The 25,742-nt window shown below is 72.1% G+C and carries 23 protein-coding genes; 9 read left to right on the forward strand and 14 right to left on the reverse strand.

What is annotated here, in order from left to right:
- The first annotated feature begins 120 nt into the window (after window positions 1–120).
- The 3 genes from ABD269_RS19820 to ABD269_RS19830 all read left to right on the forward strand — a co-directional run bounded on the left by ABD269_RS19820 (window position 121) and on the right by ABD269_RS19830 (window position 2,992).
- Window positions 121–810, forward strand: coding sequence for a maleylpyruvate isomerase family mycothiol-dependent enzyme (locus tag ABD269_RS19820; RefSeq protein ID WP_344119576.1), 690 nt, complete (start codon window positions 121–123; stop codon window positions 808–810).
- Window positions 811–819: 9 nt separating this feature from the next.
- Window positions 820–1,476 (forward strand): MBL fold metallo-hydrolase, encoded by a 657-nt coding sequence (locus tag ABD269_RS19825; protein WP_344119578.1) that lies wholly within the window; start codon window positions 820–822, stop codon window positions 1,474–1,476.
- Window positions 1,477–1,708: 232 nt separating this feature from the next.
- On the forward strand, window positions 1,709–2,992 hold the full coding sequence (locus tag ABD269_RS19830) for an MFS transporter (protein WP_344119748.1): 1,284 nt from the start codon (window positions 1,709–1,711) through the stop codon (window positions 2,990–2,992).
- 18 nt (window positions 2,993–3,010) lie between these two features.
- Here ABD269_RS19830 and ABD269_RS19835 read toward each other — a convergent pair whose 3' ends face one another.
- The 4 genes from ABD269_RS19835 to uvrB all read right to left on the reverse strand — a co-directional run bounded on the left by ABD269_RS19835 (window position 3,011) and on the right by uvrB (window position 9,016).
- The gene (locus ABD269_RS19835; RefSeq protein ID WP_301888202.1) at window positions 3,011–3,997 is read right to left on the reverse strand and encodes a TerC family protein; all 987 of its coding nucleotides are present in this window, start codon (window positions 3,995–3,997) and stop codon (window positions 3,011–3,013) included.
- Between the two features lie 167 nt (window positions 3,998–4,164).
- A complete protein-coding gene (locus ABD269_RS19840; RefSeq protein ID WP_344119581.1) occupies window positions 4,165–6,036 on the reverse strand; it encodes a TerD family protein in 1,872 nt (623 codons plus the stop codon).
- 131 nt (window positions 6,037–6,167) lie between these two features.
- Entirely contained in the window at window positions 6,168–6,746 is a 579-nt protein-coding gene (locus ABD269_RS19845; protein WP_116211158.1) for a TerD family protein, read from the reverse strand.
- A gap of 146 nt (window positions 6,747–6,892) precedes the next feature.
- Complete coding sequence (gene uvrB, locus ABD269_RS19850) at window positions 6,893–9,016, reverse strand: excinuclease ABC subunit UvrB (protein ID WP_344119583.1); 2,124 nt, start codon at window positions 9,014–9,016, stop codon at window positions 6,893–6,895.
- Between the two features lie 79 nt (window positions 9,017–9,095).
- On the opposite strand from uvrB, the gene ABD269_RS19855 reads away from it, so the two are divergent.
- The 4 genes from ABD269_RS19855 (at window position 9,096) to ABD269_RS19870 (ending at window position 12,604) form a co-directional block, all read left to right on the forward strand.
- On the forward strand, window positions 9,096–10,025 hold the full coding sequence (locus ABD269_RS19855) for a glycerophosphodiester phosphodiesterase (RefSeq protein WP_344119584.1): 930 nt from the start codon (window positions 9,096–9,098) through the stop codon (window positions 10,023–10,025).
- Between the two features lie 123 nt (window positions 10,026–10,148).
- The gene (locus ABD269_RS19860; protein ID WP_425572938.1) at window positions 10,149–10,715 is read left to right on the forward strand and encodes a methylated-DNA--[protein]-cysteine S-methyltransferase; all 567 of its coding nucleotides are present in this window, start codon (window positions 10,149–10,151) and stop codon (window positions 10,713–10,715) included.
- Window positions 10,716–10,836: 121 nt separating this feature from the next.
- Window positions 10,837–12,267, forward strand: coding sequence for a WGR domain-containing protein (locus ABD269_RS19865; RefSeq protein ID WP_344119585.1), 1,431 nt, complete (start codon window positions 10,837–10,839; stop codon window positions 12,265–12,267).
- 55 nt (window positions 12,268–12,322) lie between these two features.
- On the forward strand, window positions 12,323–12,604 hold the full coding sequence (locus tag ABD269_RS19870; RefSeq protein ID WP_344119586.1) for a DUF6343 family protein: 282 nt from the start codon (window positions 12,323–12,325) through the stop codon (window positions 12,602–12,604).
- A 38-nt stretch (window positions 12,605–12,642) separates the two neighbouring features.
- Here ABD269_RS19870 and ABD269_RS19875 read toward each other — a convergent pair whose 3' ends face one another.
- From ABD269_RS19875 to rpsA, 6 genes are all read right to left on the reverse strand, one after another.
- Window positions 12,643–12,978: a hypothetical protein gene (locus ABD269_RS19875; RefSeq protein WP_344119588.1), complete on the reverse strand. Its 336-nt coding sequence runs from the start codon at window positions 12,976–12,978 to the stop codon at window positions 12,643–12,645.
- Window positions 12,971–13,744, reverse strand: a complete 774-nt coding sequence (locus ABD269_RS19880) for a hypothetical protein (protein WP_344119589.1) — start codon at window positions 13,742–13,744, stop codon at window positions 12,971–12,973. The genes ABD269_RS19875 and ABD269_RS19880 overlap by 8 nt, the downstream gene beginning before the upstream one ends.
- The gene (locus tag ABD269_RS19885; protein WP_344119590.1) at window positions 13,741–14,055 is read right to left on the reverse strand and encodes a hypothetical protein; all 315 of its coding nucleotides are present in this window, start codon (window positions 14,053–14,055) and stop codon (window positions 13,741–13,743) included. Before ABD269_RS19885 ends, ABD269_RS19880 begins: the two co-directional genes overlap by 4 nt.
- A 121-nt stretch (window positions 14,056–14,176) precedes the next feature.
- Window positions 14,177–14,785 carry a dephospho-CoA kinase gene (coaE, locus tag ABD269_RS19890; protein ID WP_344119591.1) on the reverse strand — a complete coding sequence of 203 codons (609 nt, stop codon included), beginning with the start codon at window positions 14,783–14,785 and terminating at the stop codon, window positions 14,177–14,179.
- Window positions 14,786–14,810: 25 nt separating this feature from the next.
- Window positions 14,811–15,755 carry a PAC2 family protein gene (locus ABD269_RS19895; protein ID WP_301888185.1) on the reverse strand — a complete coding sequence of 315 codons (945 nt, stop codon included), beginning with the start codon at window positions 15,753–15,755 and terminating at the stop codon, window positions 14,811–14,813.
- 192 nt (window positions 15,756–15,947) lie between these two features.
- Entirely contained in the window at window positions 15,948–17,456 is a 1,509-nt protein-coding gene (gene rpsA, locus ABD269_RS19900; RefSeq protein ID WP_116211170.1) for a 30S ribosomal protein S1, read from the reverse strand.
- 439 nt (window positions 17,457–17,895) lie between these two features.
- Between rpsA and ABD269_RS19905 the strand changes: the two genes are divergently transcribed.
- Together ABD269_RS19905 and hrpB are read left to right on the forward strand one after the other, a co-directional pair.
- Entirely contained in the window at window positions 17,896–18,699 is an 804-nt protein-coding gene (locus ABD269_RS19905) for a class I SAM-dependent methyltransferase (RefSeq protein WP_301888184.1), read from the forward strand.
- 61 nt (window positions 18,700–18,760) lie between these two features.
- Window positions 18,761–21,331: an ATP-dependent helicase HrpB gene (gene hrpB, locus ABD269_RS19910; RefSeq protein WP_344119594.1), complete on the forward strand. Its 2,571-nt coding sequence runs from the start codon at window positions 18,761–18,763 to the stop codon at window positions 21,329–21,331.
- A 75-nt stretch (window positions 21,332–21,406) separates the two neighbouring features.
- Here hrpB and ABD269_RS19915 read toward each other — a convergent pair whose 3' ends face one another.
- From ABD269_RS19915 to polA, 4 genes are all read right to left on the reverse strand, one after another.
- Complete coding sequence (locus tag ABD269_RS19915; protein WP_116211173.1) at window positions 21,407–21,598, reverse strand: hypothetical protein; 192 nt, start codon at window positions 21,596–21,598, stop codon at window positions 21,407–21,409.
- Between the two features lie 16 nt (window positions 21,599–21,614).
- Window positions 21,615–22,655, reverse strand: coding sequence for a cell envelope lipid trafficking protein PgfA (gene pgfA, locus ABD269_RS19920; RefSeq protein ID WP_344119597.1), 1,041 nt, complete (start codon window positions 22,653–22,655; stop codon window positions 21,615–21,617).
- 5 nt (window positions 22,656–22,660) lie between these two features.
- On the reverse strand, window positions 22,661–22,795 hold the full coding sequence (locus tag ABD269_RS19925; RefSeq protein WP_116211175.1) for an SPW_0924 family protein: 135 nt from the start codon (window positions 22,793–22,795) through the stop codon (window positions 22,661–22,663).
- A 129-nt stretch (window positions 22,796–22,924) separates the two neighbouring features.
- Window positions 22,925–25,639 carry a DNA polymerase I gene (gene polA, locus ABD269_RS19930; protein ID WP_344119600.1) on the reverse strand — a complete coding sequence of 905 codons (2,715 nt, stop codon included), beginning with the start codon at window positions 25,637–25,639 and terminating at the stop codon, window positions 22,925–22,927.
- Window positions 25,640–25,742 lie beyond the last annotated feature (103 nt).

Raw genomic sequence — 25,742 nt, forward strand, 5'->3', positions numbered from 1 at the left:
TGGGGGGCGCCGCGCGGATGTCGGATCCGATGCCACACACGAGCCTATAGCACGCACATTCGAATTACGGTCGGAGTCGTCCGACTTCACCCGGACGAGTGGCGGCGCTATCGTCGCCGCATGATTGATCATGTGCACGACCTGGCATCTGTACGTGAAGCGACCGACCGGCTCCTCGGCGCGGTCGCGAAACTGGACAACGGCGCCGTCGCCGAAGCGTCACGCCTCCCCGGCTGGACCCGTGGTCACGTGTTCGCCCACCTCGCCCGCAACGCGGACGCCCTGGCCAATGTCCTCGACGGCCTGCCCATGTACGCGAGTGCCGAGGCCCGTGAGGCGGGCATCGGGAGCGGCGCCCCCCGCCCCCTGGACGTCCAGCTCGCCGACCTGCGGGAGAGCGCGGAGCGCTTCCTGGAGGCCGCCGGTGCCGATGCCGACTGGACCCGCACCGTGACCCTGCGCAACGGCGTGACCGACGCGGCCGCGCGGGTCCCCTTCCGCCGCCTGATCGAGGTCGAACTGCACCACGTCGACCTGAACATCGGCTACGGGCTGGAGGACCTCCCGGAGGAGTTCACCGGCCGCCAGATCGCGTACCTCGCGGAGCGCTTCTCCGGCAACGCCGGACTGCCGCCCGTCACCCTCACGGCGCCCGACGGCCGCCAGTGGCACACCGGCGGCCCGGAGGGCCCGGCGGTCACCGTCACGGGCACCGCCCCCGCCCTGCTGGGCTGGCTCGCGGGCCGCGGCGACAAGGGTGCGGGCCTGGACACCGGCGGCGCCCCGCTCCCGGCACTCCCCCCGCTATAGGCTGAAGTCATGACGTACAGCGGAGCGGTGAAGGTCGGCGGCCCGGCGGATGTGCACGAGCTGACCGACCTGATGATCTCGAAGGTCGCGGTCGGGCCGATGAACAACAACGCCTATCTGCTGCGCTGTCGCGCGACGGACGAGCAGTTGCTGATCGACGCCGCCGCCGAGCCGCACACCCTGATCGGCCTGATCGGGGACAGCGGCATCGCCTCAGTTGTCACCACGCACCGCCACGGCGACCACTGGCAGGCGCTGCGCGAGGTCGTGGACGCCACCGGCGCCCGCACCTACGCGGGCCGCCACGATGCCGAGGGCATCCCCGTGCCGACGGACGTACCGGTCGAGGACGGCGACACGATCCGCGTCGGCCGCATCGAGCTGACCGCGCGCCACCTCGTCGGCCACACCCCGGGCAGCATCGCCCTGGTCTACGACGACCCGCACGGCCACCCGCACCTGTTCACCGGCGACTGCCTCTTCCCGGGCGGCGTCGGCAACACCCACGACGACCCGAAGGCGTTCGCGAGCCTCCTCGGCGACGTCGAGACCAAGCTCTTCGGGCAGCTCCCCGACGAGACCTGGGTCTATCCGGGGCACGGCGCCGACACCACGCTCGGCGCCGAGCGCCCGCACCTCGCGGAGTGGCGCGCCCGCGGCTGGTGACCCCGGGCGCGGACAGGGCGGCAGCCCGCAGGCGAACGGATCGGTAAGGACCGTCGGCCATGGCCGACGGTCCTTACCGATTCCCAGGTCGTGCGGCGCCGCCACAGGCGGCCGCGGCGGGTCTCCTCGCGCGCCCCCGGCCGCACCCCCGCACGCCCGTTGCCTGCCGCGCCCACCGGAAGTTGGGCACTGCATGCGATCCGACCGTTCCCCGGACGAACGCCCACCGGCCATGCTCCGCCTGGCGGCCGCGTCCCTGGTGGGCACCGCCATCGAGTTCTACGACTTCTTCGTCTACGGCACCGCCGCGGCCCTCGTTCTCGGCCCGCTGTACTTCCCGACGGTCTCACCGCTCGTCGGCACGCTCGCGGCCTTCGGCACCTTCGGGGCCGGGTTCGTCGCGCGTCCGCTCGGGTCGGTGTTCTTCGGCCACATCGGCGACCGGCGCGGCCGCCGCCCGGTCCTGATCATGTCCCTGCTGCTGACGGGCATCGCGACCGTCGCGGTCGGTCTGGTGCCCGCCTACGGCACCATCGGCGTCGCGGCCCCGGTCCTGCTGGTCGTCCTGCGGTTCGCGCAGGGCTTCGGGCTCGGCGGGGAGTGGGGCGGTGCCGTGCTGCTGACCGCCGAGCACGCTCCCCCGGGCCGGCGGGCCCTGTGGTCGAGCGTGCCCCAGATCGGTCCGCCCGTGGGCTTCCTGATCGCCAACGGGATCACGCTCACCCTGTCGGCCACGCTCACCGACGCGCAGTTCCGCTCCTGGGGCTGGCGGGTCCCGTTCTGGTTCGCCGGCGTCCTCGCGGTGGGCGGGCTGCTGCTGCGCGCCCGGCTGGCCGAGACCCCGGAGTTCCGCGAGCTGGCCGACCACGGCACCCAGGCAGAGCTGCCCTTCGCCGAGGTCGTGCGCGACCACTGGCGGCTCGTCCTGCTCACCGCCGGGGGCCTGACCGTCGCGTACGCCCTCTACTACTCGGTCACCACCTGGTCCCTGGCCTACGCCACCGAGCGGCTCGGCGTCGGCCGTACGGTCATGCTCGGCTGCATCATGGCGGCGGTCTCGGTGTCGGCGCTGGTCACCCCGGCGTTCGCGCTCCTGGGCGACCGCTACGGGCGCCGCACGCTGTGTCTGGCGGGCTGTTTCGCCATGGCGCTCTGGACGGTTCCACTGATCGCCCTGCTGTACACCGGGCGTCCGGTGTGGATGGTGCTCGGCTTCCTGGGCGCGACGCTGGCGTTCACAACCGTGTTCGCCGTCATCGCGGCCTATCTCCCCGAGCTGTACGAGCCGCGGGTGCGCTGCACGGGCGCGGCCGTGGGCTACAACCTCGCGGGGGTGCTGGGCGGCGCCGTCACCCCGCTCGTCGCGACCACGGTCGCCCGCGGCGACGGCCCGCCCTGGGGCGTGGCGGCCTATCTGGCCGCCCTCGCCCTGCTCGGCCTGGGCTGTTTCGCGCTGCTGCCGGAGACGCGCCCGGCGACCGGCCCGGAGCCGGTCGTCGAGGGCGCGCCCGCCTGAGCCGGGCCCGGCCGGGGCTCAGACCCGGGCGCTGTCGTCCGCGGCCGCCGCTTCGGCGGCCGCTTGCTTCTTCGAGGCGCGGAGGCTGGTGACCGTGGTGACGACGAGCACCGCGCAGATGACGCCGAGCGAGACCGGGATGCTGATCTCGGGCACTCCCACGCCGTTCTCGTGCAGGGCGTGCAGGACGAGCTTGACGCCGATGAAGCCGAGGATCACCGACAGGCCGTACGAGAGGTGGACCAGCTTCTTCAGCAGTCCGCCGATCAGGAAGTACAGCTGCCGCAGGCCCATGAGGGCGAAGGCGTTGGCCGTGAAGACGATGTACGGGTCCTGGGTGAGGCCGAAGATCGCCGGGATCGAGTCCAGCGCGAAGAGCACGTCGGTGGTGCCGATGGCCAGCATGACGATCAGCATCGGCGTCATCAGGCGCTTGCCGTTCTCGACGACGAACAGCTTGGTGCCGTGGTAGCGGTCCGTCGAGGGGAAGCGCTTCTCGACCAGCTTGAGGAAGCGGTTCTCCTCGAACTCCTCTTCCTCCTCGTCGCTCCGCGCCTCCTGGATGAGCTTCCAGGCGGTCCAGATGAGGAAGGCGCCGAAGATGTAGAAGACCCAGGAGAAGTTGGCGATGATCGCCGCACCGGCGCCGATGAAGACGGCCCGCAGGACGAGGGCGATCAGCACGCCGACCATCAGGACGCGCTGCTGGTAGATCGACGGCACCGCGAACTTCGCCATGATCAGCACGAAGACGAAGAGGTTGTCGACGCTCAGCGACTTCTCGGTGATGAAGCCCGCGAAGAACTCGCCCGCGGGCTCGCCCCCGCCGAAGAGCAGGAGCCCGAGCCCGAAGAGCCCGGCCAGGGCGACCCAGACGACGGTCCAGATGCCCGCTTCCTTGAGGGACACCTCATGGGGTTTGCGGCCGCCGATGAAGAAATCGGCGGCGACGAGGGCGCACAGACCGAGAATGGTCAGCACCCACAGGGTCAGGGAGACATCCACTGTTCCTCCGGCACGTCATACGGCAACTGTCAGCGTCGTCGCTGCCGGAGGAGCACCGGGGGTACACCACGGGCGCCTCCGTACCAAAAACAGTACAGGAAGACCCAAGGAAGGGTAAAAGAAAAACCAAAAGCCCTGGTCAGAGGTCCGTAATGAGGCGCCCCCGACTAGAGGCCATAAGCCTGGCGGGCCTGCCCCACCTGCCTGAGCACCTGCCGCAGCACATCGCTCCCCCGCGGCACCACGGACGGCTCGTACGTCCAGGTGTGCCCGACCCAGGGGTCGGCGAGGTGGTCGTCGGCGACCGGGGTGATCCTCAGCAGGGCGCGCCAGAGCGGGTCCAGCAACGGCCCGTACGCCCGGGCGTCGGCGCGGTCGGCGACCATCATCAGGTGCACCCCGACGGACGGCCCCTCGTCCGCGAGATAGCGCAGCTGGGTCACGCCCCGGTCGTCGAAGCCGTGCGGGAAGTCGTTGACGACGAGCAGCTGCTCCGCGGTGTCGAGGTCGGGCGGCAGGGCGTCCGCGGCACCGCTGCGGACCGCCATCTGCACCAGGTCGACCCGCTGCGTCAGCCGGTCCAGGACCGCGGACACGCCCTGCGCCCCGGGTGCGGGAGGCTCGCGCAGCGCCCCGGAGGCCAGCAGCGGCGCGAGCGCCGCACCCGCGGCCCCCGCCGGGTCGATGACCTGCACCGTGAAGTCGCCGACCGGGTGGACGGCCAGCAGCCGGGCCGCGTGGGCGACCGCGGTCTCCATCGCCCGCCCGCACAGCTCGTCCGCGTCCAGCAGGCCCGCCTCGGGGCCGGACGGCCGCCCGCTGTCGATCCACAGCCCGCGCTCAAGCGGCAGCCGCACCAGCATGGGGATCCGCAGGTCCGTGCGCTCCGGCAGGTGCAGATCCCCCAACCGCAGCGCCAGGGGCGTCTCCAGCGGGAGCTGGTACCCCTGCCAGACGGGGCTGTCCCAGCGGGCGAAGGCGGGCGGCAGGGCGTGTTCGACGACCTCGGACTCGGCCGCCAGCTGGGCGAGGTCGCGGTCGAGGACGGCGCGCGCCTGCTCGACCAGGTCCGTCCGCTTGGCGCGCGCCCGGTCGCGGGCGGCGTCCGCCTCGGGCCCGACACGGGTCAGCGGGTCGGAGAGCACCTGGTCCAGCTCGCGCTCCAGGCGCGACTCCGCGAAGTCGACGGCGCTGCGGTACGCGGCGGCCGAGCGCGCCAGGTCCTCGAACATGCCCCACACCTGGTTGTAGAGCCGCTCGTCCAGCGTCCAGCCGGTGGCGTCCCCGGCGACGGGCGGCGCGGGCCGGTCCGGCCCGGAGGGGGCCACGGCGGGGGCCGGGGCGCCCGCTGCGGGCTCCGGAGCGGCGGCGGGAGCGGATGCCTGCCGGCCGGGGTGCCGGTAGCTGACACGGCCGCTCCGCGCCGCCTGCGGAGCAGGGTCGGAAGCCGGCGCGGCGGGCGCCTGCGGGGGCGCGACGGACCGGGCCATGCCCTGGGTGACCGCCTCGTTGATGGCGGCCGCCATGCCCGTGGCGTCCTCAAGGCCTTGGTCGTGCAGCATCGCGGCCAGGCCGCCCGCGTACCCCTGGCCGACGGCGCGCACCTTCCAGCCGCCCTGCCTGCGGTACAGCTCCAGGGCGACGACCGCCGACTCGGAGCCGAGGCCGGTGACCGTGTAGCTGGCGACCTCGCTCCCGTCGAGGCCGGTGACGGCGACGAACGGCGCGGCCATCGCGCCGAAGCGGGCCGGGCCGCCCACGCCGTCCGGGAGGGCCAGCAGGACGTTGACGTGGTGCACGGACTCCGCGAGCGCGCCCAGGTCGACGGCCAGCCGGTGCTCGGCCGCGGCCTGCCGGGACACCTCAAGGCCGGGAAGCTTGTGCGAAGCGGGGTGCGCGACGCTCCGCGCGCCGGCCACCCTGCCGTCGGCGTCACCGAGCGTGGCACCCGCCACGATCGCGTCGGCCGCCGAGACCCGGATCTCCAGTCGGGTCTCCGCCAGCGGGTGGTTCTGCCCCCGCACCAACTCGGCCGTCATGCCTGCGCCCCCTTGTGATGTGTGCCCGCGCGGCGCCGTCCCCGGCCGCACGTGTCGTGACTCGCCGCGCGTCGCGGGCCCGGCGGAGGCATGCTCCGCCGGGCCCGGTCGATCGCTTCCGCCGGTGCGCCCTACAGGCTCGGCAGGATCGCCGGCATGAGGTCCTGGAAGGTACGGCCGTTGGACGGCGTACCGATCGCGGTCATCTGCCACCCGGCACCCGCGCGGTGCACCTTGGCCATGATCTGCGCGGTGTACGGGCCGCCGCCGTCGAGGGTGTAGCGGGCGAGCTCCTGCCCGGTGGTCTCGTCGACCAGGCGGCAGAACGCGTTCTGCACCTCGGCGAACGTCTGGCCTGTGAAGGAGTTCACCGTGAAGACGATCTGGTCGATGTGCACGGGGACGCGCTGGAGGTCGACGAGGATCGCCTCGTCGTCGCCGCCCTTGCCCGCGCCGCCGACCAGGTTGTCACCGGTGTGCCGGACCGAGCCGTCGTCGCTGACCAGGTGACGGAAGAAGACCACGTCCACCGGCTGGCCGTCGGCGAAGAGCACCGCCGACGCGTCGAGGTCGATCTCCTTGGTGCGCGACCCGAACAGTCCGCGGCGGGGTGCGGACTGCCAGCCCAGCCCCATCCGTACCGCGGTCAGGGTGCCCCCGTCGGCCTTCTGCAGGCTGATGCCCTGACCCTTGGACAAGTTGACCGTCACGCGCAGTCCCTTCTCGTTCTTTCCCATGGCCGCGCGTCCGCACGGCCTCCCCGGCCGACCCTATGCAGTGCCCCGGGCGGCCTCACCGCCCGGGCGCCCTTTTGTGGCGGTCTTGCAACATCCCGGGCCGCGCGCCCCGGCCGCCGTCAGGCGAGGCCCGCCTCCTTCATCTGGCGCAGCTCCTTCTTCAACTCGCCCACCTCGTCACGGAGCCGCGCGGCCACCTCGAACTGGAGCTCGGCGGCGGCGGCCCGCATGCGGTCGGTCATGTCCTCGATGAGCTGGGCGAGTTCGGCGGCCGGACGGTCCGTCGCCACGACGGCCTTGGCCTTGCCCTTCGCCTTGGCGCCGCCCTTGCCCGCGGCCGCCGTCGGGACGGGGGCCTTCCCCTTGTCGCCCTTGCGGTAGCCCGAGCCCAGCAGTTCCCTGGTGTCGATCTCCTCCCGGGCGAGGGAGGCCACGATGTCGCCGATCTTCTTCCGCAGCGGCTGCGGGTCGATGCCGCGCTCCTTGTTGTACGCGATCTGCTTCTCGCGGCGGCGGTTGGTCTCCTCGATGGCCTTCTCCATCGCGGGGGTGACCTTGTCCGCGTACATATGGACCTGGCCGGAGACGTTGCGCGCGGCACGGCCGATGGTCTGGATCAGGGAGGTGCCCGAGCGCAGGAAGCCCTCCTTGTCGGCGTCGAGGATGGCCACGAGCGACACCTCGGGCAGGTCGAGGCCCTCGCGCAGCAGGTTGATGCCGACCAGGACGTCGTACTCACCGGCGCGCAGCTCGCGCAGCAGCTCCACGCGGCGCAGCGTGTCGACGTCGCTGTGCAGATAGCGCACCTGGATGCCCAGCTCCAGGAAGTAGTCGGTGAGGTCCTCGGCCATCTTCTTGGTGAGAGTGGTGACCAGGACGCGCTCGTCCTTCTCGGTGCGCTTGCGGATCTCGTGCACCAGGTCGTCGATCTGACCCTCGGTCGGCTTGACGACGACCTCGGGGTCGACGAGGCCGGTGGGCCGGATGATCTGCTCCACGAAGCCGTCGGAGCGCGACAGCTCGTACTTCCCCGGCGTCGCCGAGAGATAGACGGTCTGCCCGATGCGCTCGACGAACTCCTCCCACTTCAGCGGTCTGTTGTCCATGGCCGACGGCAGCCGGAAGCCGTGCTCGACGAGGGTGCGCTTGCGGGAGGCGTCGCCCTCGTACATCGCGCCGATCTGCGGGACGGTGACGTGCGACTCGTCGATGACGAGGAGGAAGTCCTCGGGGAAGTAGTCGAGCAGGGTGTTGGGCGGGGAGCCGGGCTCGCGGTCGTCCATGTGCAGCGAGTAGTTCTCGATGCCGGAGCAGGAGCCGATCTGCCGCATCATCTCGATGTCGTACGTGGTGCGCATGCGCAGCCGCTGCGCCTCCAGCAGCTTGCCCTGCTTCTCCATCCGGGCGAGGGTCTCCGCCAGCTCGGCCTCGATCCCCGCGACGGCCTTCTCCATGCGCTCGGCGCCGGCGATGTAGTGGCTGGCGGGGAAGACGTAGAGCTCCTGGTCGTCGGAGATGACCTCGCCGGTGAGCGGGTGGAGCGTGGAGAGGGCCTCGATCTCGTCGCCGAACATCTCGATGCGGACGGCGAGCTCCTCGTAGACCGGGAAGATCTCGATGGTGTCGCCGCGCACCCGGAAGGTGCCCCGGGTGAAGGCCACGTCGTTGCGGGTGTACTGGATCTCCACGAAGCGGCGCAGCAGCTCGTCGCGGTCGACCTCCTGGCCGATCCTGAGCGGGACCATCCGGTCGACGTACTCCTGCGGCGTACCGAGGCCGTAGATGCAGGACACCGAGGCGACCACGATGACGTCACGCCGGGTGAGCAGCGAATTCGTCGCCGAGTGGCGCAGCCGCTCGACCTCCTCGTTGATGGAGGAGTCCTTCTCGATGTAGGTGTCCGACTGCGGTACGTACGCCTCGGGCTGGTAGTAGTCGTAGTAGGAGACGAAATATTCCACCGCGTTGTTGGGCAGAAGCTCCCGGAACTCATTCGCGAGCTGGGCTGCGAGGGTCTTGTTGGGTGCCATCACCAGGGTCGGCCGCTGGAGCTTCTCGATCATCCACGCGGTGGTCGCCGACTTGCCGGTGCCGGTCGCGCCGAGCAGCACGACATCCTTCTCGCCCGCACGGATGCGCCGCTCCAGGTCGGCGATGGCCGCGGGCTGGTCGCCGCTGGGCTGGAAGGGGCTGACGACCTCGAAAGGCGCCACCTTGCGTTCGATCTTCGATACGGGCCGCATGGATCCACCGTACGACCCCCCACTGACAACGGCCGGGCACCGGGAGATCCGCCCCCGTATCCCTGAGCGAGGAGCCCGCATGCGCGTCCGCCCCGTCCCCGCCGCGACCGGTGCCCTCGTCTGTCTGGCGGCACTGCTGTTCGGGGTGCCACCGGCGCGGGCCGCCGGGCGGATCCCGGTCACCATCGGTCACCGGGGCGTCCCCGTGCGGGCGCCGGAGAACACCCTCGCCTCGATCGACACGGCCGCCGGCCTGGGCGTCCGCTGGGTGGAGAACGACGTCCAGCGCACCAGGGACGGCGCGCTGGTCGTCCTGCACGACACCACCCTGCGGCGGACGACCGACGTCGAGCGGCGCTTTCCCGGCCGCGCGCCCTGGAAGGTCGCGGACTTCACCCTCGCGGAGGTCGAGAAGCTGGACGCGGGCAGCTGGTTCGACCGCAGGTTCGCCGGGGAGCGGGTGCCGACGCTCAAGCGCTACCTCCGGCGCGTCGAGCACAACCGCCAGCGGCTGCTGCTGGAGATCAAGGACCCGGCGCGCTACCCGGGCATCGAGCGGCAGCTGGTGGCCGAGCTGCGCGGCTCCGGATGGCTCGGCCCGGCGCGCGTCCGGCACGACCTGGTCGTCCAGAGCTTCGACGCGCGCTCCCTGCGGACCTTCCACAGGCTGCGCCCGGACGTGCGGACGGGCTTCCTGGGCGCGCCGAAGGCGGCGGACCTCCGGGCGTACGCGGGGTTCGCCGACCAGATCAACCCGAGCCAGCGCGGCGTCACCGCCGGGTGGGTGCGCTCCGTCCACGCGGTGAAGGGGCCGCACGGGAGGCCGCTCGAGGTGTCCGCGTGGACCGTCGACGACGGTGACCGGGCCGTCGCGCTGGCCCGCATGGGGGTGGACGCGGTGATCAGCAACGCCCCGCAGGTCGTGGAGGCGGCGCTGGCCGAGGAGGACGAGCCCGCGACGGCGGACTCGCCGTTCTCCTTCGTCGGGACGGCTCTGGACTTCCTCTAAGCGGACGGCATTTCCCGCATGCGAAGGGCCTGCTTCCCCGGCCGTGGGTCGTCCCGGCGAGATGGCGGGAAACGCCCGTGGCCCGTGTGACGGGAACGTTCTAGGCTGGGCCGTGTGACGGACGTGGAACAGACGAACCCGCAAGCCGGGGCGCGGGAATGGGCCTGGACGACGGTGGAGGTCTCCATCGGCCCTCTGGGGATCGCCGCGACGCGGGAGGGACTGCTGGAGGTGGCCTTCCGCGCCGACGAGAGGACGGCGGCCGAGGCCGTCGACCGGCTCACGCGCCGTCTCGGGACCGGGCCCGCGTCCCCGCCCTCCGCCGCGCACGAGCTCCTCGCGGAGGCGGCGGCCGAGCTGACCGCGTATTTCGCCGGCCGCCGCGAGACGTTCTCGGTGCCGCTGGACTGGTCGCTGACGTCGGGGTTCAACCGGCGGGTGCTGCGCGAGCTGGCCGCCCGGGTCCCGTACGGCACGGTGGTCAGCTACCAGGACCTCGCCGACCGCGTCGGCGAGCGCGGGGCCGCGCGGGCCGTGGGCGTGGCGATGGGGAGCAATCCGCTGCCCGTCGTGGTGCCCTGCCACCGCGTCATCGAGAGCAATGGCGGTCTCGGCGGATTCGGCAGCGGGCTGGAGATCAAGAGGGCTCTGCTGTCACTCGAAGGAGTGCTCCCCGAGCCGCTTTTCTAGCCGTTACGGGCCTTGTGCCCCTTTCCGCCCCGGGCAGTCGAAGATCGATTGTCAGTGGCAGCCCCTAGCGTTCCAGGCAGTTGGACCGGCCACCGCGGCCGATCCGGAGAGGGGGCGTGCCATGGCCGGAACCACAACGTATCTGGAGCTGTCGCAGGACGACGGCGGGGCACACAAGTTCTACGAAGTGTCCGTCGACGGCACGACCGTCTCGGTGCGCTACGGACGGATCGGCGGCGCGGGACAGGCGCAGAGCTCCACCTTCCCGACCGAGGAGAAGGCCCGGGCCGCCGCGGCGAGGAAGATAGGGGAGAAGGTCCGCAAGGGCTATGCGCCGGCGGTGCAAGGACAGCGCGCCGCCCGCCCGGTGACATGCCGTCAGGTCACTTCGGCGCCCTCCACTGCGCGCGCGGTCGCCCCGGTGCTCTGGCGGTTCCGCACGGGATCCTCCGCGTTCGGCATCCACATCGACGAGGACCGCGCCTGGGTCGGCAACCAGTCCGGCGACGTCCACGCCCTCGGCCACGACGGCGAGGTGCTGGCCCACTACCGGCTGCCCGACGGCGTCAAGTGCCTGGTGGCGGACGACTTCTGGATCTACGCGGGCTGTGACGACGGCACCGTCTACGACCTCTCCTCCAAGCTCCCGTTCGCCGCCTACGAGATCGCCTCGGACGTCGACATCTTCTGGCTGGACATCCGCGAGGGCATCCTCAATGTCGCGGACCGCAACGGCGGACTGACCGTCATCGACCACGAGGACGAGCACCAGTGGTCACGCAGAAGCACCGGCTCCAACGCCTGGATGGTGCGCCGTGACGAGCACGCCGTCTATCACGGCCACACCGCCGGAGTGACCGCCTACGCCCCCGACGGCAGCGGCGAGCTGTGGCACACCGCCACCTCGGGTGCCGTGCTCTTCGGCTGGCAGGAGGACCACTCCGTCTACGCGGGCACCGGCCGCCGCGTCGTCCAGCGCCTGGCGAAGGCCACCGGCGCCGTGGAGGCCACCTACGCCTGCGACTCCGCGGTCTACTCCTGCGCCACCACCCCCGGCGGCCGCTACGTCTTCGCGGGCGACTCCGCCTCGTCCGTCTACTGCTTCGCGGCCGACGGCACCCGCCTGTGGAAGCTCGGCACGGGCGGCGGTTCCGCCCTGTCCATGCAGTATCTCGACGAGCGGCTCTACATGGTCACCACCGACGGCTCCCTGGTCTGCATCGACGCCGGTGAGGCCGCCATCGCCGACGCCCGGTCCGGCAGCGTCCCCGTCCCCGTGGACATCAAGTCGGCCGCCGCCGTGCCCACCTACACCCCCGCGGCCACGGTCGCCACGATCACCACCGTCCCCGGCACGGGCATCGTGGTCGAATGCGTCCAGGAGTCCGGCCGCGTCCGCGTCCACGCCGTCTCCCCCGGCCACGACCCCAGCTGGAACGTCCAGTTCCCCCGCCACATACGCCGGCCGGGCGCCCGCTACGTCGTGGACGCCCTCACCCCCGCCACCGGCGGCTTCTACCGCGTCCGCGGCGAGATCAGGCGCCTGGTCTGACGGCCGCCCGCCACCGCCCGGCCGGGTGGATGCTGGTAGTGGGAGATGGTGTGCGATGCGTACCGGCAATGAACCCATGAACGCCCGCAGCCCCCTGCGGCTGCGGTGCGGGCTCGCCGCGTGGGGGCTCGTCTGGGCCGTCGCCGGGACCGTGCTCTTCGCGATGGCCGGGCATCCGGGGTGGGCGGTGGCCTGCGCGGTGCTGGTGGTGGTGACCGCCGTGGATCTGGGCCTGGTCATCCGGCACATACGCCAGGGCCCGCACTTCCAGCCGGGGCGAGACGTGCCGCCGTACGAACCGGTGCGGGGCACACGGCGAGGGGGCGGACCCCGATAGCGCCGGGGCCCGCCCTCACAGCGGGCGGGCCCCGGTAGTCACGCGCTGCCGGATCCGGCCGCTCCGCCGTCGCCTTCTGCCGCGAGGTACCGGCGGGCTTCGGCCATGTGCCGCTCGCGCTCGGCCGCGGGCATCGCCTCCCATTCCGCCTGGGCGGCCCGCACCCGTTCGGTGAGCGCGGTGGCGTACGGCCCCACGCGCAGGGCCTCCCGCAGCCCGATCCGCCCCGAAAGGACGTCCTGGGCCATTTCCTGGAGGATCTCCCCGGCGCCGCCGTCCGCCATGTCCCGGAGCGACCGCCGGAGAGCGCGTGCCTGCGCCCGGTCGCGGCCCGGAGCCAGGAACGCCTCGTGCCCGACGTGTTGTTCACCCATGGCCGCTCCCGTCGTCCCCGGCCGCCGGGCAGCTGTACGGCCGGGAGGGCGGCTGCGGAAAGTCGTCGAGCACGCCCGCCAATTCGGCGCCGATGTCGGCGAGTTGTCCGTACACCGCGTCGATTCTCATCTGCAGCATGTTGACCGTCTTGGTCACTTCGCCCCACAGGTCGCAGATCCGCAGGATCTCGGTGGCCGCCAGGCCGTAGCCGACGCCCGCGCCCCATCCCGTCCAGGCCGTCAGCCCGCCCGCGGCCCAGGCGATGGCGGCCGTCGCCGCGGCGTCCCCGATCAGGCCCATCAGCTGCGCGACGGCCTCACCGGTCATCGAGACCCCGTGGGCTGCCACGAGGTATTCCGTGTGCATGGTCTCCAGCGAGCCCTTGATGGCGCGCAGCTTCCCGCAGAGGGAGGCGAAATAGACGTCGGCGGCGGCCGCCGCCTCCCCTTGCCACGCCCCGCTCAGCAGGTGGTTCCCGGACTCGATATTGGTGGCGAGTCCCTCGCAGAATCCGGCGAGGTTCGCCCACGCCTCGGCACTTCGCGCGTACGCCTCCCAGTCCCCGGCGAAGTATTTCCTGCCCTCCTCCAGAGGGTCGAGGGCGAGGGCGAAATCCAGCACCTTGGACATCCAGAACGACGGGCTGACCAGATCCCCGGCGGCATTGAGCGTATCGATCGGGGAGGTGAAATCCTCGGGCGGGCCAGGGGGCCGGAGGCAGTCGGTGGGCCGGACCACGTCCCTGAACTCGGTACCGGCGGTCACTGCCGCACCTTCCGGCGGGCGGCGTCCATCCGCGACGCCTCCCGCAGATCCGACGCCCGGTAGCCGCCGGCCGCCCGGTCGACCTCGTCGGCCGACTCCCGCAGGACGCGCTCCAGCCGCCCCATCGCCGCCGCCACGGTGTCCGCCAGGTCGCCGTGCAGATCGATGACCCTGGTCAGCAGGCCCTGCTCGGTCGAACCGATGGCGCCGTGCCTCCGCACATAGCCGCGCGCCTCGACCGCGTCGTCCGCTGCCCTGCGCAGCAGAGAGGAGAAGCCGTGCAGCCGCGTTGCTGAAACAGACAAGACCATGCGGGGGAGTTCGCTTCCGTAGCCGGGACCGGTTCGACGCGGCCGCATGCTAACGCACCACGCGCCACAGCCGCTGAACTCCCTCACCCGAACGGGGAGTTGACCACCCCGGGGGCTTGCCCTACTCCGTGCCGTGCGCGGCGCGCTCCCGCAGCTGCGCCCAGACCTTCTCGACCTGCGGGGCCAGCGCCTCCAGCGGGCCGTCGTTGTCGATGACGAAGTCGGCGACGGCCAGGCGCTGTTCGCGCGTCGCCTGGGCCGCCATGCGGGCGTTCGCCTCGTCGGGGGTCATGCCCCGCAGCCGCACGAGCCGCTCGAGGCGGGTCCGCGTACCGGCGTCGATGACGACGACCAGGTCGTAGAGGGCCTCCAGGCCGTTCTCGGCAAGGAGGGGCACGTCGTGGACGACGACCGCGTCGGGCGCGGCCGCCGCCGACAGCTCGGCGGAGCGCGCCCGCACGAGGGGGTGGACGATGGCGTTCAGGGCGGCCAGCCGCTCCGGGTCGGCGAAGACGACCGTACCCAGCCGGGCGCGGTCCAGGGCGCCCTCGGCGGTCAGGACCTCCGGCCCGAACTCGGCGACGACGGCGGCGAGTCCCGGCGTGCCCGGCTCGACCACCTCACGCGCGATCTTGTCGGAGTCCACGACCACCGCCCCGTAGGAGGCGAGCAGCCGTGACACCTCGCTCTTGCCCGCGCCGATTCCACCCGTGAGACCCACCGTCAGCATGGGCCCTACGGTAGCGGGCGGCGGTTCAGTGACCGCCGTCGCCCTCCCGGTCGGCCAGGAAACGCTCGAACTCGGCGCCCAGCTCATCGGCGGACGGCAGCTCGACGGGCTCGGCGACGAGATTGCCGCGCGTCTCGGAGCCGGCCACCGCGTCGTACTGGTGCTCAAGGCCCCGGACCAGGGCGACCAGTTCCTCGTCGCCCTCGCCGATCTGACGCTCGATCTCCTCCTGCGTCCGCAGCGCCTCGGTGCGCAGCGCGTGCGCGGCGTTCGGCAGCACCAGGCCCGTGGCGGCGGTGACCGCTTCGAGGGCGGTCAGCGCGGCATCGGGGTAGGGCGAGCGGGCGACGTAGTGCGGCACGTGCGCGGCGACACCGAGGACGTCGTGGCCCGCCTCCGCGAGCCGGAACTCGACGAGCGACTCGGCGCTGCCGGGCACCTGCGCCTGGTCGAAGAAGCTGCGGTGGCCGCGCATCAGGTCGGTGCGGTTGCCGTGCGGGGTGATGCCGACCGGGCGGGTGTGCGGCACGCCCATGGGGATGCCGTGGAAGTTGACGGACAGCCGCACGCCGAGCCGCTCCACCAACTGCCCCACCGCGGCCGCGAAGCGCTCCCACTCCACATCCGGCTCCGGGCCCGCGAGCAGCAGGAAGGGCGCGCCGGTGGCGTCCTGCACCAGGTGCAGCTCGATCTTCGGGGCCTCGTAGGCGCTCCAGCGGTCGCGCTGGAAGGTCAGCAGGGGGCGGCGGGCGCGGTAGTCGACGAGCCGGTCGTGATCGAAGCGGGCGACCACCTGGTGCGGCAGGCCGTCCAGCAGCCGGTCGACGATCAGTTCGCCGGTCTCCCCCGCGTCGATGTAACCGTCGAAGTGGTAGAGCATGACCAGGCCGGCCGTGTCCTGGGCCAAGGCCAGGTCGGCTACGGCGAGCCCCTTGGGCTCCCATTCGTACAAACCCTGCGGATCCAACACAGTGACCGCTCCTCCTCATGTTCCGTACGGGGGAACGCCCGTGGAGGCCCGGCCCATTCCCGGCGGCCGGATGACGACACAGTGCGGACACACTCCGCGGGGCCGCGAGGACATGGACGAGGGCATGAGCAAGGCCCGCTCCCCAGGGGGAACGGGCCTTGTTCAGTCAGCTGTCAGCTGTCGGTCGGAGCCTCAGCTCTGGCCGCCGGCCAGCTTCTCGCGGAGCGCGGCGAGCGCCTCGTCCGACGCCAGGGCGCCGGAGTTGTCGGCCGACTCCGAGGAGTACGAACCGCCGGAGACGCTGCTGCCACCGGTGGAGGCGGCGGCCGGAGCGGCAGCACCCTCCGCGGCGGCCTGCTCGTCGGCCTCGCGGGACTTGATGACCTGCGCCTGGTGCTGCTCGAAGCGCTGCTGCGCCTCGGCGTACTGGCGCTCCCACTCCTCGCGCTGCTTCTCGTAGCCCTCGAGCCAGTCGTTGGCCTCGGGGTCGAAGCCCTCGGGGTAGATGTAGTTGCCCTGGTCGTCGTAGGACGCGGCCATGCCGTACAGGGTCGGGTCGAACTCGACCACGGACGGGTCGGCACCGAAGGACTCGTTGGCCTGCTTCAGCGAGAGGCTGATGCGGCGGCGCTCGAGGTCGATGTCGATGACCTTGACGAAGATCTCGTCGTTGACCTGGACGACCTGCTCCGGGATCTCCACGTGGCGCTCGGCCAGCTCGGAGATGTGGACCAGGCCCTCGATGCCCTCGTCGACGCGGACGAACGCACCGAACGGAACGAGCTTGGTGACCTTACCCGGGACGACCTGACCGATCTGGTGGGTCCGGGCGAACTGCTGCCACGGGTCTTCCTGCGTCGCCTTGAGCGACAGGGAGACGCGCTCGCGGTCCATGTCGACGTCGAGGACCTCGACGGTGACTTCCTGGCCGACCTCGACAACCTCGGACGGGTGGTCGATGTGCTTCCAGGACAGCTCGGAGACGTGGACGAGACCGTCGACGCCGCCCAGGTCCACGAAGGCACCGAAGTTGACGATGGAGGAGACGACGCCGGAGCGCACCTGACCCTTCTGCAGGGTGGTGAGGAAGGTCTGGCGGACCTCGCTCTGGGTCTGCTCCAGCCAGGCACGGCGGGACAGGACCACGTTGTTGCGGTTCTTGTCCAGCTCGATGATCTTGGCCTCGAGCTCCTTGCCCACGTAGGGCTGGAGGTCGCGGACGCGACGCATCTCGACCAGGGAGGCCGGGAGGAAGCCGCGGAGGCCGATGTCGAGGATGAGACCACCCTTGACGACCTCGATGACGGTACCGGTGACGATCCCGTCCTCTTCCTTGATCTTCTCGATGGTGCCCCAGGCGCGCTCGTACTGGGCGCGCTTCTTCGAGAGGATCAGGCGGCCTTCCTTGTCCTCCTTCTGGAGAACCAGGGCCTCGATCTCGTCGCCGACCTTGACGACCTCGTTCGGGTCGACGTCGTGCTTGATCGAGAGCTCGCGGGAGGGGATGACACCCTCGGTCTTGTAACCGATGTCGAGCAGGACCTCGTCCCGGTCGACCTTCACGATGACGCCGTCGACGATGTCGCCGTCGTTGAAGTACTTGATCGTCTCGTCGATCGCGGCGAGGAAGGCTTCCTCGTTACCGATGTCGTTGACCGCAACCTGCGGGGTGGTGGCGGTGGTCTCGGTGCTGCTCGTCATGTGGGTAAAGGCTCCGGTACGGACAGTGAGTCGTAGGTACTGCTACGCCGAGAACCCGTATCGCACCGCCGAAGCCGGACAGCCTTGGAGGCGCACCATCCGGAGACCTCGGGGGATCCGAAGATCTCCCGAAGGCTCTCGAGGAAGGTCGAAAGCGCCTCGACAACCGAGGGGACATACAACAAGTGCGAGCGCGACCTGCTATGTCTGAGGCGCGCAGGCCCGCAGCGCAACTTGTAGCATACGGGGGCGACGAGGCACGGTCAATGCGCGAAGACGCACACCCGGGACGAAACGCCCACATCGGGCACAACTTATGTTTCGCGAGGCCACGCGGGGCCTGCCGCACCCCGTAGCTTTACGCTCAGGCGCCGACCAGGCGCATAGAAGATACGACAAACCTCGACGAACCACTATCGCCAAGGACACAGCCGTCCAAATGATCCATGAGTACGAGCCGGAAGCGACCCGGCGGGCCACCGGCGAGGCGGAGAGCAGCCGGGCCAGCCGTGGCTGGTGGGACCGCAACGCCGACGAATACCAGACCGAGCACGGCGCCTTCCTCGGCGACGACCGTTTCGTCTGGGGGCCGGAGGGCCTCGACGAGGCCGACGCGGCGCTGCTGGGACCGGCGAGCGGGCTCGAAGGGCTCGACGTCCTGGAGATCGGCGCGGGCGCGGCCCAGTGCTCGCGCTGGCTGGCGGCACAGGGCGCGCGGCCCGTGGCCCTCGACCTCTCGCACCGCCAGCTCCAGCACGCCCTGCGCATCGGCGGCGGCGTGCCGCTGGTGGAGGCCGACGCGACCGCCCTCCCCTTCGCCGACGGCTCCTTCGACCTGGCGTGCTCGGCCTACGGCGCCGTGCCCTTCGTCGCCGACCCGGTGCGGGTGATGCGCGAGGTGCGCAGGGTGCTGCGGCCCGGCGGGCGCTGGGTCTTCTCCGTCACCCACCCCGTCCGCTGGGCGTTCCCGGACGAACCGGGGCCCGAGGGGCTCTCGGTGGCCGCCTCCTACTTCGACCGCACCCCTTATGTGGAGCAGGACGAGTCCGGCCGCGCCGTCTACGTCGAGCACCACCGCACGATCGGCGACCGGGTGCGGGACGTGGTCGCCGGCGGCTTCCGCCTGGTGGACCTCGTGGAGCCGGAGTGGCCCGCGTGGAACACACAGGAGTGGGGCGGCTGGTCCCCGCTGCGCGGCCATCTGATCCCGGGCACGGCGATCTTCGTGTGCGAGCGCGACTGAGCGGGCGCTCGCGGGTGCCGCGTTTTCCGGGGGCGCGCGGGCCTGGGCGAGACTGGGGCGTGTGATCCACACCGACGCCCTCGGCCGGCTGCCCGTACGCACCGCCCTGCCCCACCTCGCCCGCGCGCTCGACGAGCGCGGGGTGGCCGTGCTGTGCGCGCCTCCCGGCACGGGCAAGACGACGCTGGTGCCGCTGGTCCTCGCCGGGCTGCCGGCCGGCGGCCCGCACCGGCGCGTCGTCGTCGCCGAGCCCCGCCGGATCGCGGCCCGCGCCGCCGCCCGGCGCATGGCCTGGCTGCTGGGCGAGGCCGTCGGCGACCGGGTCGGCTTCACGGTGCGCGGCGAGCGGCGGGTGAGCCCGCGGACCGTGGTCGAGGTCGTCACCACCGGCGTCCTCCTGCAACGCCTCCAGCGCGACCCCGAACTCGCGGGCGTCGACACCGTGATCCTCGACGAGTGCCACGAGCGGCACTTGGACGCCGACACGGCCGCCGCGTTCCTCCTGGACGTACGGGATGCCCTCCGGCCCGAACTGCGGCTGGTCGCGGCCTCCGCCACCACCGACGCCGAGGGCTGGTCCCGGCTGCTGGGCGACGCCCCCGTGGTGGAGGCGCAAGGGATCTCGCACCCGGTGGAGGTGGTGTGGGCACCGCCGGAGCGCCCCGTACGGCCGCCGCACGGGATGCGGGTGGACCCCGCCCTGCTGGAGCACGTCGCGGGCGTGGTGCGCCGGGCCCTGCGGGAACGGCCGGGTGACGTGCTGTGCTTCCTGCCCGGCGTCGGCGAGATCGCGCGGGTGGCCGGGCGGCTCGGCGGGCCCGAGGCGCTGGGCGCCGAGGTTCTCCAGGTGCACGGGCGGGCCCCGGCCGCCGTGCAGGACGCGGTCCTCGCGGGCGGTTCGGGGGGCCGCCGGGTGGTGCTGGCGACCTCGGTGGCCGAGTCCAGCCTGACCGTCCCGGGCGTACGCGTCGTGGTGGACGCGGGCCTGGCGCGCGAGCCGCGCGTGGACCACGCGCGGGGGCTGAGCGCTCTCACGACCGTACGGGCGTCCCGGGCCGCCGCCCGGCAGCGCGCGGGCCGGGCCGGGCGCGAGGCGCCGGGCGCGGTGTACCGCTGCTGGACGGAGGCCGACGACGCGCGGCTGCCGCGGTTCCCGGCGGCGGAGATCACGGTCGCGGACCTGACGGCGTTCGCCCTCCAGGCGGCGTGCTGGGGCGACCCCGACGCGTCCGGCCTCGCGCTCCTCGACCCTCCGCCGGCCGGGGCGATGGCCGCGGCGCGCGACGTGCTGACGGCCACGGGAGCGGTCACCGCCGACGGCAGGCCCACGGACCGCGGCCGCCGCATGGCCCGGCTGGGCCTCCACCCCCGGCTGGCGCGCGCCCTGCTGGACGGGGCGCGCGAGGTGGGCGCGCGCCGCGCGGCCGAGGTGGTGGCCCTGCTGAGCGAGGAGCCGCCGCGCGAGTACGGCGACGACCTCGCGGCCGCCTGGCGCACGGCCCGCCGCGGCGGCGACGCGTACGCGGCCCGCTGGCGCGCGGAAGCCCGCCGCCTGGAGACCGCGGCACGGGGTGCGGCCGGGGAAGCCGGTCAGTCCTCGCCGCGGCCTTCCGCACAGGGCGGCGGGGACCGCAGCGGCGGCGCGGCGCCGGGTGACGACGCCGTCGCCGGGCTCGTCGCCGCGCTCGCGTTTCCCGAGCGGGTGGCGCGGGCGCGCGGCGAGGGCGCGTATCTGATGGTGTCGGGCACGGGCGCCGAGCTGGGTGCCGGGTCGCGGCTGCGCAGCGGGCAGTGGCTGGCGATCGCCGTGGCCGACCGGCCCGTGACGGCCGCGTCGGCGCGGGTGACGCTGGGCGCTCTGATCGACGAGGACACCGCCCGGGAGGCGGCCGGGGCCCTCTTCCGGCAGGGCGAGGAGGTCGGCTGGTCCGAGGAGCGGCGCGACGTGGTCGCGCGGTCGGTCGAACGCCTGGGGGCGGTGGAACTGACCGCCCGCCCGCTGCCCGCCCCGGACCCCTCGCTCGTACGGGAGGCCCTGCTCGAAGGACTGCGGCGCGAAGGGCTCGGGCTGTTGCGCTGGACGCCCGAGGCGGCCGGTCTGCGGCAGCGGCTGGCGTTCCTCCACCGGGAGCTGGGCGCGCCCTGGCCTGACGTGTCGGACGAGGCGTTGCTGGAGGGCGTCGACGACTGGCTCGGCTGGGACCTGGACCGGGCCCGCAGGCGCGGCGACCTGGAGCGGCTGGACGCGGGCAAGGCGCTGGAGCGGCTGCTCCCGTGGGCCTCCGGCGACGCCGCGCGCCTGGACGAGCTGGCCCCGGAGCGCATCGAGGTGCCGAGCGGGTCCCGGATCCGGGTGGACTACGGCGGTGCGCAGCCGGTGCTGGCGGTCAAGCTCCAGGAGCTCTTCGGCTGGCAGGAGACGCCGCGGGTGGCGGGCGGGCGGGTGCCCGTTCTTGTGCATCTGCTGTCACCGGCGGGGCGGCCCGCGGCGGTGACCGCCGACCTGGCGTCGTTCTGGAAGGACGGCTACCGGTCCGTACGGGCGGAGCTGCGCGGCCGCTACCCCCGTCACCCCTGGCCGGAGGACCCCGCGACGGCGGCGCCGACCCGCAGGACGAACGCCCGCCGCTAGTCGGTCGGGGCCGCTCGCGCGCGAAAGGCGCCGCTCCCGCCGTACCTCGGGAGCGGCGCTGGTCCGTGCGGTTCTTCAGGGGAGGTAACGCTCGACCGCCGCGGATCCCTTCTCCTCCATCAGCCGCTTCGCGGCCTCCACCCGCTCGGGCGTCACGTCCCGGCCCGACGCCATGACCAGGTCCTCGGGGTCGAACGGCCGCTCACCGCCGGTGTACAGCCGCGTCGGCCGGGACGCGGTGGACGTGTCCTCGGAGCTCTCCTTCACGGTGGACCTCCTCAGTTCAGCTGCCCCCGCCGGGGGGCGGCTGTTTGGGTTTCCCTCCATCGTGTGACATTTCCGGCACAAGTGCACGCTGATCTCCCACTGGGGTATCCACGGCGGCCGCCGCCCCGCGCGAGCGGGCCTCCAGCAGCAGCGCGAGGCCCAGCAGTCCCGCGCCCAGCCCGAGGAATCCCCAGGGGAGCCAGTCGGTGAGCAGCAGCACCAGCCGGCGCTGCGAGGTGACGAGGGCGACCGTCGAGTCGACGAAGTCCGGGCGCATCTTCACGTGCCCGGCGAAGGCGGTGATCGGCTTCTTCTCCGGGTGGCCGATCCAGCGCATCTCCTCCTGGTGGATCTCCTCCCCGTTGACGGGCGCGCCGGTCGTGGGGTCGACCCAGAACATGCGCTTGGTGGTGTACCAGCGCTCCAGGCCGATCTGCCGGATGGCGTCGGGGGTGAGGCCCAGAGGCAGCGCCCGCGGCACGGGGACGCGGGTCCAGGGGATCGTCTGCTCGAAGTAGTAGACGCTCAGGCCACGGAAGCGCCGCGTCCCCCCGTAGTGGATGGGCGCGGAGGTCCGGGTCTGCATGTCGAAGTAGCGGTAGTCGCGCTTCTGCACGAGGAAGGGCCACTTGAACTCGATGCCGTCGCGGCGCACCGGTGCCCCGTCGACGTGCTCGCCGCCCGCGTGGACGGGCTGCTGGCTGTGCGCGTCGAAGACATAGCGCTCGGGGATCTTCGAGACCATCGCACCGTCGGGCCCGGCGACGTAGGTGAGGGTGTCCCAGACGACGACGTCCCGGCCGGTCGCGTCCTTGACCTCGCGGGCCTGTTCCACGTCGCCCTTGAGGGTCTCGGTCATGGTGATCCGGGCGACCTTGCGGGGCTCCAGGGTGCTGTAGTCGATGAGGGTGGCGTCCTTCGCCTCCATGACGACTGCCTGGTACTGGCCCGCGGGGACCTTGGCCAGCCGGGGGAAGGCGTACCAGCGCAGCAGCGGCGACAGGGCCGCGAAGAAGACGGCGAAGGCGAGGAGGACGAGGCTCGCTCTGCGGCGCACGGCGCTTACGGGTGCGCGGGGACGGAGGTGAGGAGCGGCTTCGGAGAGGTCCGCCCGCCGGGCGGCCCGATCGTGGTCACCGTGAACACGAGGGCGAGGGCGGCGGCCACTCCGATGGCCGCGGCGGCGAGGGCGCGCATGCGTCCGCCTCCCGGAGGGAGAGCTGATGGTCCGTCAGGAGTGGGCACGGTAGCAACACCGGCCGCGGATGAGAACCGGGCGGGCCGGAAAACCGGCCCGCCCGGGCACCGCACGGACACAACCGACGGTCAGTGCGCCGCCGACTCCCAGTCGCCACCCACACCGACCGACACATCCAGCGGCGCACGCAACTCCACCGCCCCGGCCATCTCACGACGCACCAGAACCTCCACCGCCTCGCGCTCCCCCGGGGCGATCTCCAGCACGATTTCGTCGTGCACCTGGAGCAGCATCCGGGACGTGAGCTTCTCCGCCTCCAGCGCCCGACCCACCCGCAGCATCGCGATCTTGACGATGTCCGCGGCCGTGCCCTGGATCGGCGCGTTCAGCGCCATCCGCTCCGCCATCTCACGGCGCTGGCGGTTGTCGCTGTTGAGGTCCGGCAGATAGCGGCGACGGCCCAGCATCGTCTCGGTGTAACCCGTCGCACGGGCCTCCTCGACCACGCGCTGCAGATAGTCGCGCACCCCCCCGAACCGCTCGAAGAAGGTGTCCATCAGCCGGCGCGCCTCGTCCGGGGCGATATTGAGCTGCTGGGACAGCCCGAACGCCGACAGGCCGTACGCCAGGCCGTACGACATCGCCTTGATCTTCCGGCGCATCTCCGGGTCGACCTCGGCCTTGGCCACCCCGAAGACCTGCGAGGCGACCGTGGTGTGCAGATCCTCACCGGACGCGAACGCCTCGATCAGGCCCTCGTCCTCGGAGAGGTGGGCCATCACCCGCAGCTCGATCTGGCTGTAGTCGGCGGTCATCAGGGTCTCGAAGCCCTCACCGACCACGAAGCCCCGGCGGATGGCACGGCCCTCGTCCGTACGCACCGGGATGTTCTGCAGATTGGGATCCGTCGACGACAGCCGGCCGGTCGCCGCCACCGTCTGGTTGAACGTGGTGTGGATCCGCCCGCCGGGCGCAATGGCCTTGATCAGGCCCTCCACCGTCGACCGCAGCTTCGACTGCTCACGGTGGCGCAGCATGATCACCGGAAGCTCGTTCTCCGTCTGGGAGGCGAGCCACGCCAGGGCGTCGGCGTCCGTCGTGTACCCCGTCTTGGTCTTCTTCGTCTTCGGCAGACCCAGCTCACCGAAGAGGACCTCCTGGAGCTGCTTGGGCGAGCCGAGGTTGAACTCATGGCCCGCCGCCGCGTGCGCCTCCGTCACGGCCTGCTGCACCGCAGCCGCGAACTGCTGCTCCATCCGCTCCAGCCAGCCGCGGTCCGCGGCGATGCCCGCCCGCTCGAGACGGGCCAGCAGAGCACTCGTCGGCAGCTCCACATCGGTCAGGAGCTCCGCCGCGCCCACCTCCTTCAGCCGGCCGGTGAAGGCCGCGCCGAGATCCAGGACCGTACGCGCCCGGCCCATCAGCGCATCCGCCTCGGCCTGCTCGTCCGCACCGAACGCCAGCTGACCGTCGCCCGCCGCGGCCGTCGCCAGCTCACGGCCCAGATACTCCACCGACAGCGCGTCCAGGGCGAACGAACGGCGCCCCGGCTTGACCAGATAGGCGGCCAGCGCGGTGTCCATGCCCACCCCGGCGACCGACCAGCCGTGCTCGGCGAAGACCCGCATGGCCGCCTTCGCGTCATGCATCACCTTCGGCCGCCCGGCATCCCCGCTCCACCGCGCGAACGCCCGCTCGTCGGCCTCGTCCAGCTCCGCCGGATCGAACCACACCGCCGGACCCTCACCCGACGCCAAAGCGATCTCCGCGACCCGCCCGCTGCCCTGCGCCCACGAGTCGACCATGGCCACACCCAACGGCCCCGCGCCGTGCTCGGCCAGCCACGGCGCGAGCCCGCCCGCGGCCAGCACCACACCGTCCACCTCGGCACCCGCGGCCGGAGCCGCCTCCTCCGCCGACTCCTCACCCGGGTCGGCGGCCAGCAGCCGGTCCCGCAGCCCCTGGTTACGGATCTCCAGACCCTCCAGGAACGCGATCAGCGCCGTACGGTCGTACGCCTCACGGGCCAGGCCCTCCGGACCCACCGGCAGCGCCACATCCCGCACCATCTCGGTGAGCCGGCGGTTGAGCTTGACGGACTCCAGGTGATCACGGAGATTCTGCCCCGCCTTGCCCTTGACCTCCTCGACCCGCTCCACCAGCTCCGCGAACGAACCGAACTGGGTGATCCACTTCGTGGCCGTCTTCTCACCCACACCAGGGATGCCCGGCAGATTGTCCGACGGGTCACCGCGCAGCGCCGCGAAGTCGGGATACTGCGACGGGCTCAGCCCGTACTTCTCCTGCACCTTCTCCGGCGTGAAACGCGTCAGCTCCGACACGCCCTTCGTCGGATACAGCACCGTGACATCGTCGGAGACCAGCTGGAACGAGTCACGGTCGCCCGTGACGATCGAGACGTGGAAACCCGCCGCCTCCGCCTGCGTCGCCAGCGTCGCGATCACATCGTCGGCCTCGAAGCCGTCCACCGCGAACCGCGGCACCCGCATCGCGTCGAGCAGCTCCCCGATCAGCTCGACCTGCCCCTTGAACTCATCGGGCGTCTTCGACCGCGTCGCCTTGTACTCCGGGAACTCCTCCGAGCGCCACGTCTTGCGCGACACGTCGAACGCCACCGCGAAATGCGAGGGCTTCTCGTCGCGCAACGTGTTCGCCAGCATCGACGCGAAGCCGTACACCGCGTTCGTCGGCTGCCCGGCGACCGTCGTGAAGTTCTCCGCGGGCAGCGCGAAGAACGCACGGTACGCCATGGAATGCCCGTCCATCAGGAGCAGGCGGGGCCGGTCTCCCCCCGCCGCCTCGGACCCGGTCACTGCGCTCATCTTCGCTGCCTTCGTCGCCTTTGCTGCCACGCCCCCGATCCTGCCACGGACCACCGACAATCCCGGCCACACGCACCTGCCGGCCGCCTCGACCGCACCCGTG

The organism is Streptomyces blastmyceticus, assembly GCF_039521185.1.
Lineage (GTDB): Bacteria > Actinomycetota > Actinomycetes > Streptomycetales > Streptomycetaceae > Streptomyces > Streptomyces blastmyceticus.

What these genes read in the sequence shown, in the direction of transcription:
- ABD269_RS19830 (WP_344119748.1), top strand. Translation starts at nt 1,709, where the DNA reads ATGCTCCGCCTGGCGGCCGCGTCCCTGGTGGGCACCGCCATCGAGTTC.
- rpsA (WP_116211170.1), bottom strand. Translation starts at nt 17,456, where the DNA reads ATGACGAGCAGCACCGAGACCACCGCCACCACCCCGCAGGTTGCGGTC.
- ABD269_RS19925 (WP_116211175.1), bottom strand. Translation starts at nt 22,795, where the DNA reads ATGCGCGCCCTCGCCGCCGCGGCCATCGGAGTGGCCGCCGCCCTCGCC.
- ABD269_RS19885 (WP_344119590.1), bottom strand. Translation starts at nt 14,055, where the DNA reads ATGGTCTTGTCTGTTTCAGCAACGCGGCTGCACGGCTTCTCCTCTCTG.
- ABD269_RS19870 (WP_344119586.1), top strand. Translation starts at nt 12,323, where the DNA reads ATGCGTACCGGCAATGAACCCATGAACGCCCGCAGCCCCCTGCGGCTG.
- ABD269_RS19865 (WP_344119585.1), top strand. Translation starts at nt 10,837, where the DNA reads ATGGCCGGAACCACAACGTATCTGGAGCTGTCGCAGGACGACGGCGGG.
- ABD269_RS19905 (WP_301888184.1), top strand. Translation starts at nt 17,896, where the DNA reads ATGATCCATGAGTACGAGCCGGAAGCGACCCGGCGGGCCACCGGCGAG.
- polA (WP_344119600.1), bottom strand. Translation starts at nt 25,639, where the DNA reads ATGAGCGCAGTGACCGGGTCCGAGGCGGCGGGGGGAGACCGGCCCCGC.
- coaE (WP_344119591.1), bottom strand. Translation starts at nt 14,785, where the DNA reads ATGCTGACGGTGGGTCTCACGGGTGGAATCGGCGCGGGCAAGAGCGAG.
- ABD269_RS19825 (WP_344119578.1), top strand. Translation starts at nt 820, where the DNA reads ATGACGTACAGCGGAGCGGTGAAGGTCGGCGGCCCGGCGGATGTGCAC.
- ABD269_RS19855 (WP_344119584.1), top strand. Translation starts at nt 9,096, where the DNA reads ATGCGCGTCCGCCCCGTCCCCGCCGCGACCGGTGCCCTCGTCTGTCTG.
- ABD269_RS19875 (WP_344119588.1), bottom strand. Translation starts at nt 12,978, where the DNA reads ATGGGTGAACAACACGTCGGGCACGAGGCGTTCCTGGCTCCGGGCCGC.
- ABD269_RS19840 (WP_344119581.1), bottom strand. Translation starts at nt 6,036, where the DNA reads ATGACGGCCGAGTTGGTGCGGGGGCAGAACCACCCGCTGGCGGAGACC.
- ABD269_RS19820 (WP_344119576.1), top strand. Translation starts at nt 121, where the DNA reads ATGATTGATCATGTGCACGACCTGGCATCTGTACGTGAAGCGACCGAC.
- uvrB (WP_344119583.1), bottom strand. Translation starts at nt 9,016, where the DNA reads ATGCGGCCCGTATCGAAGATCGAACGCAAGGTGGCGCCTTTCGAGGTC.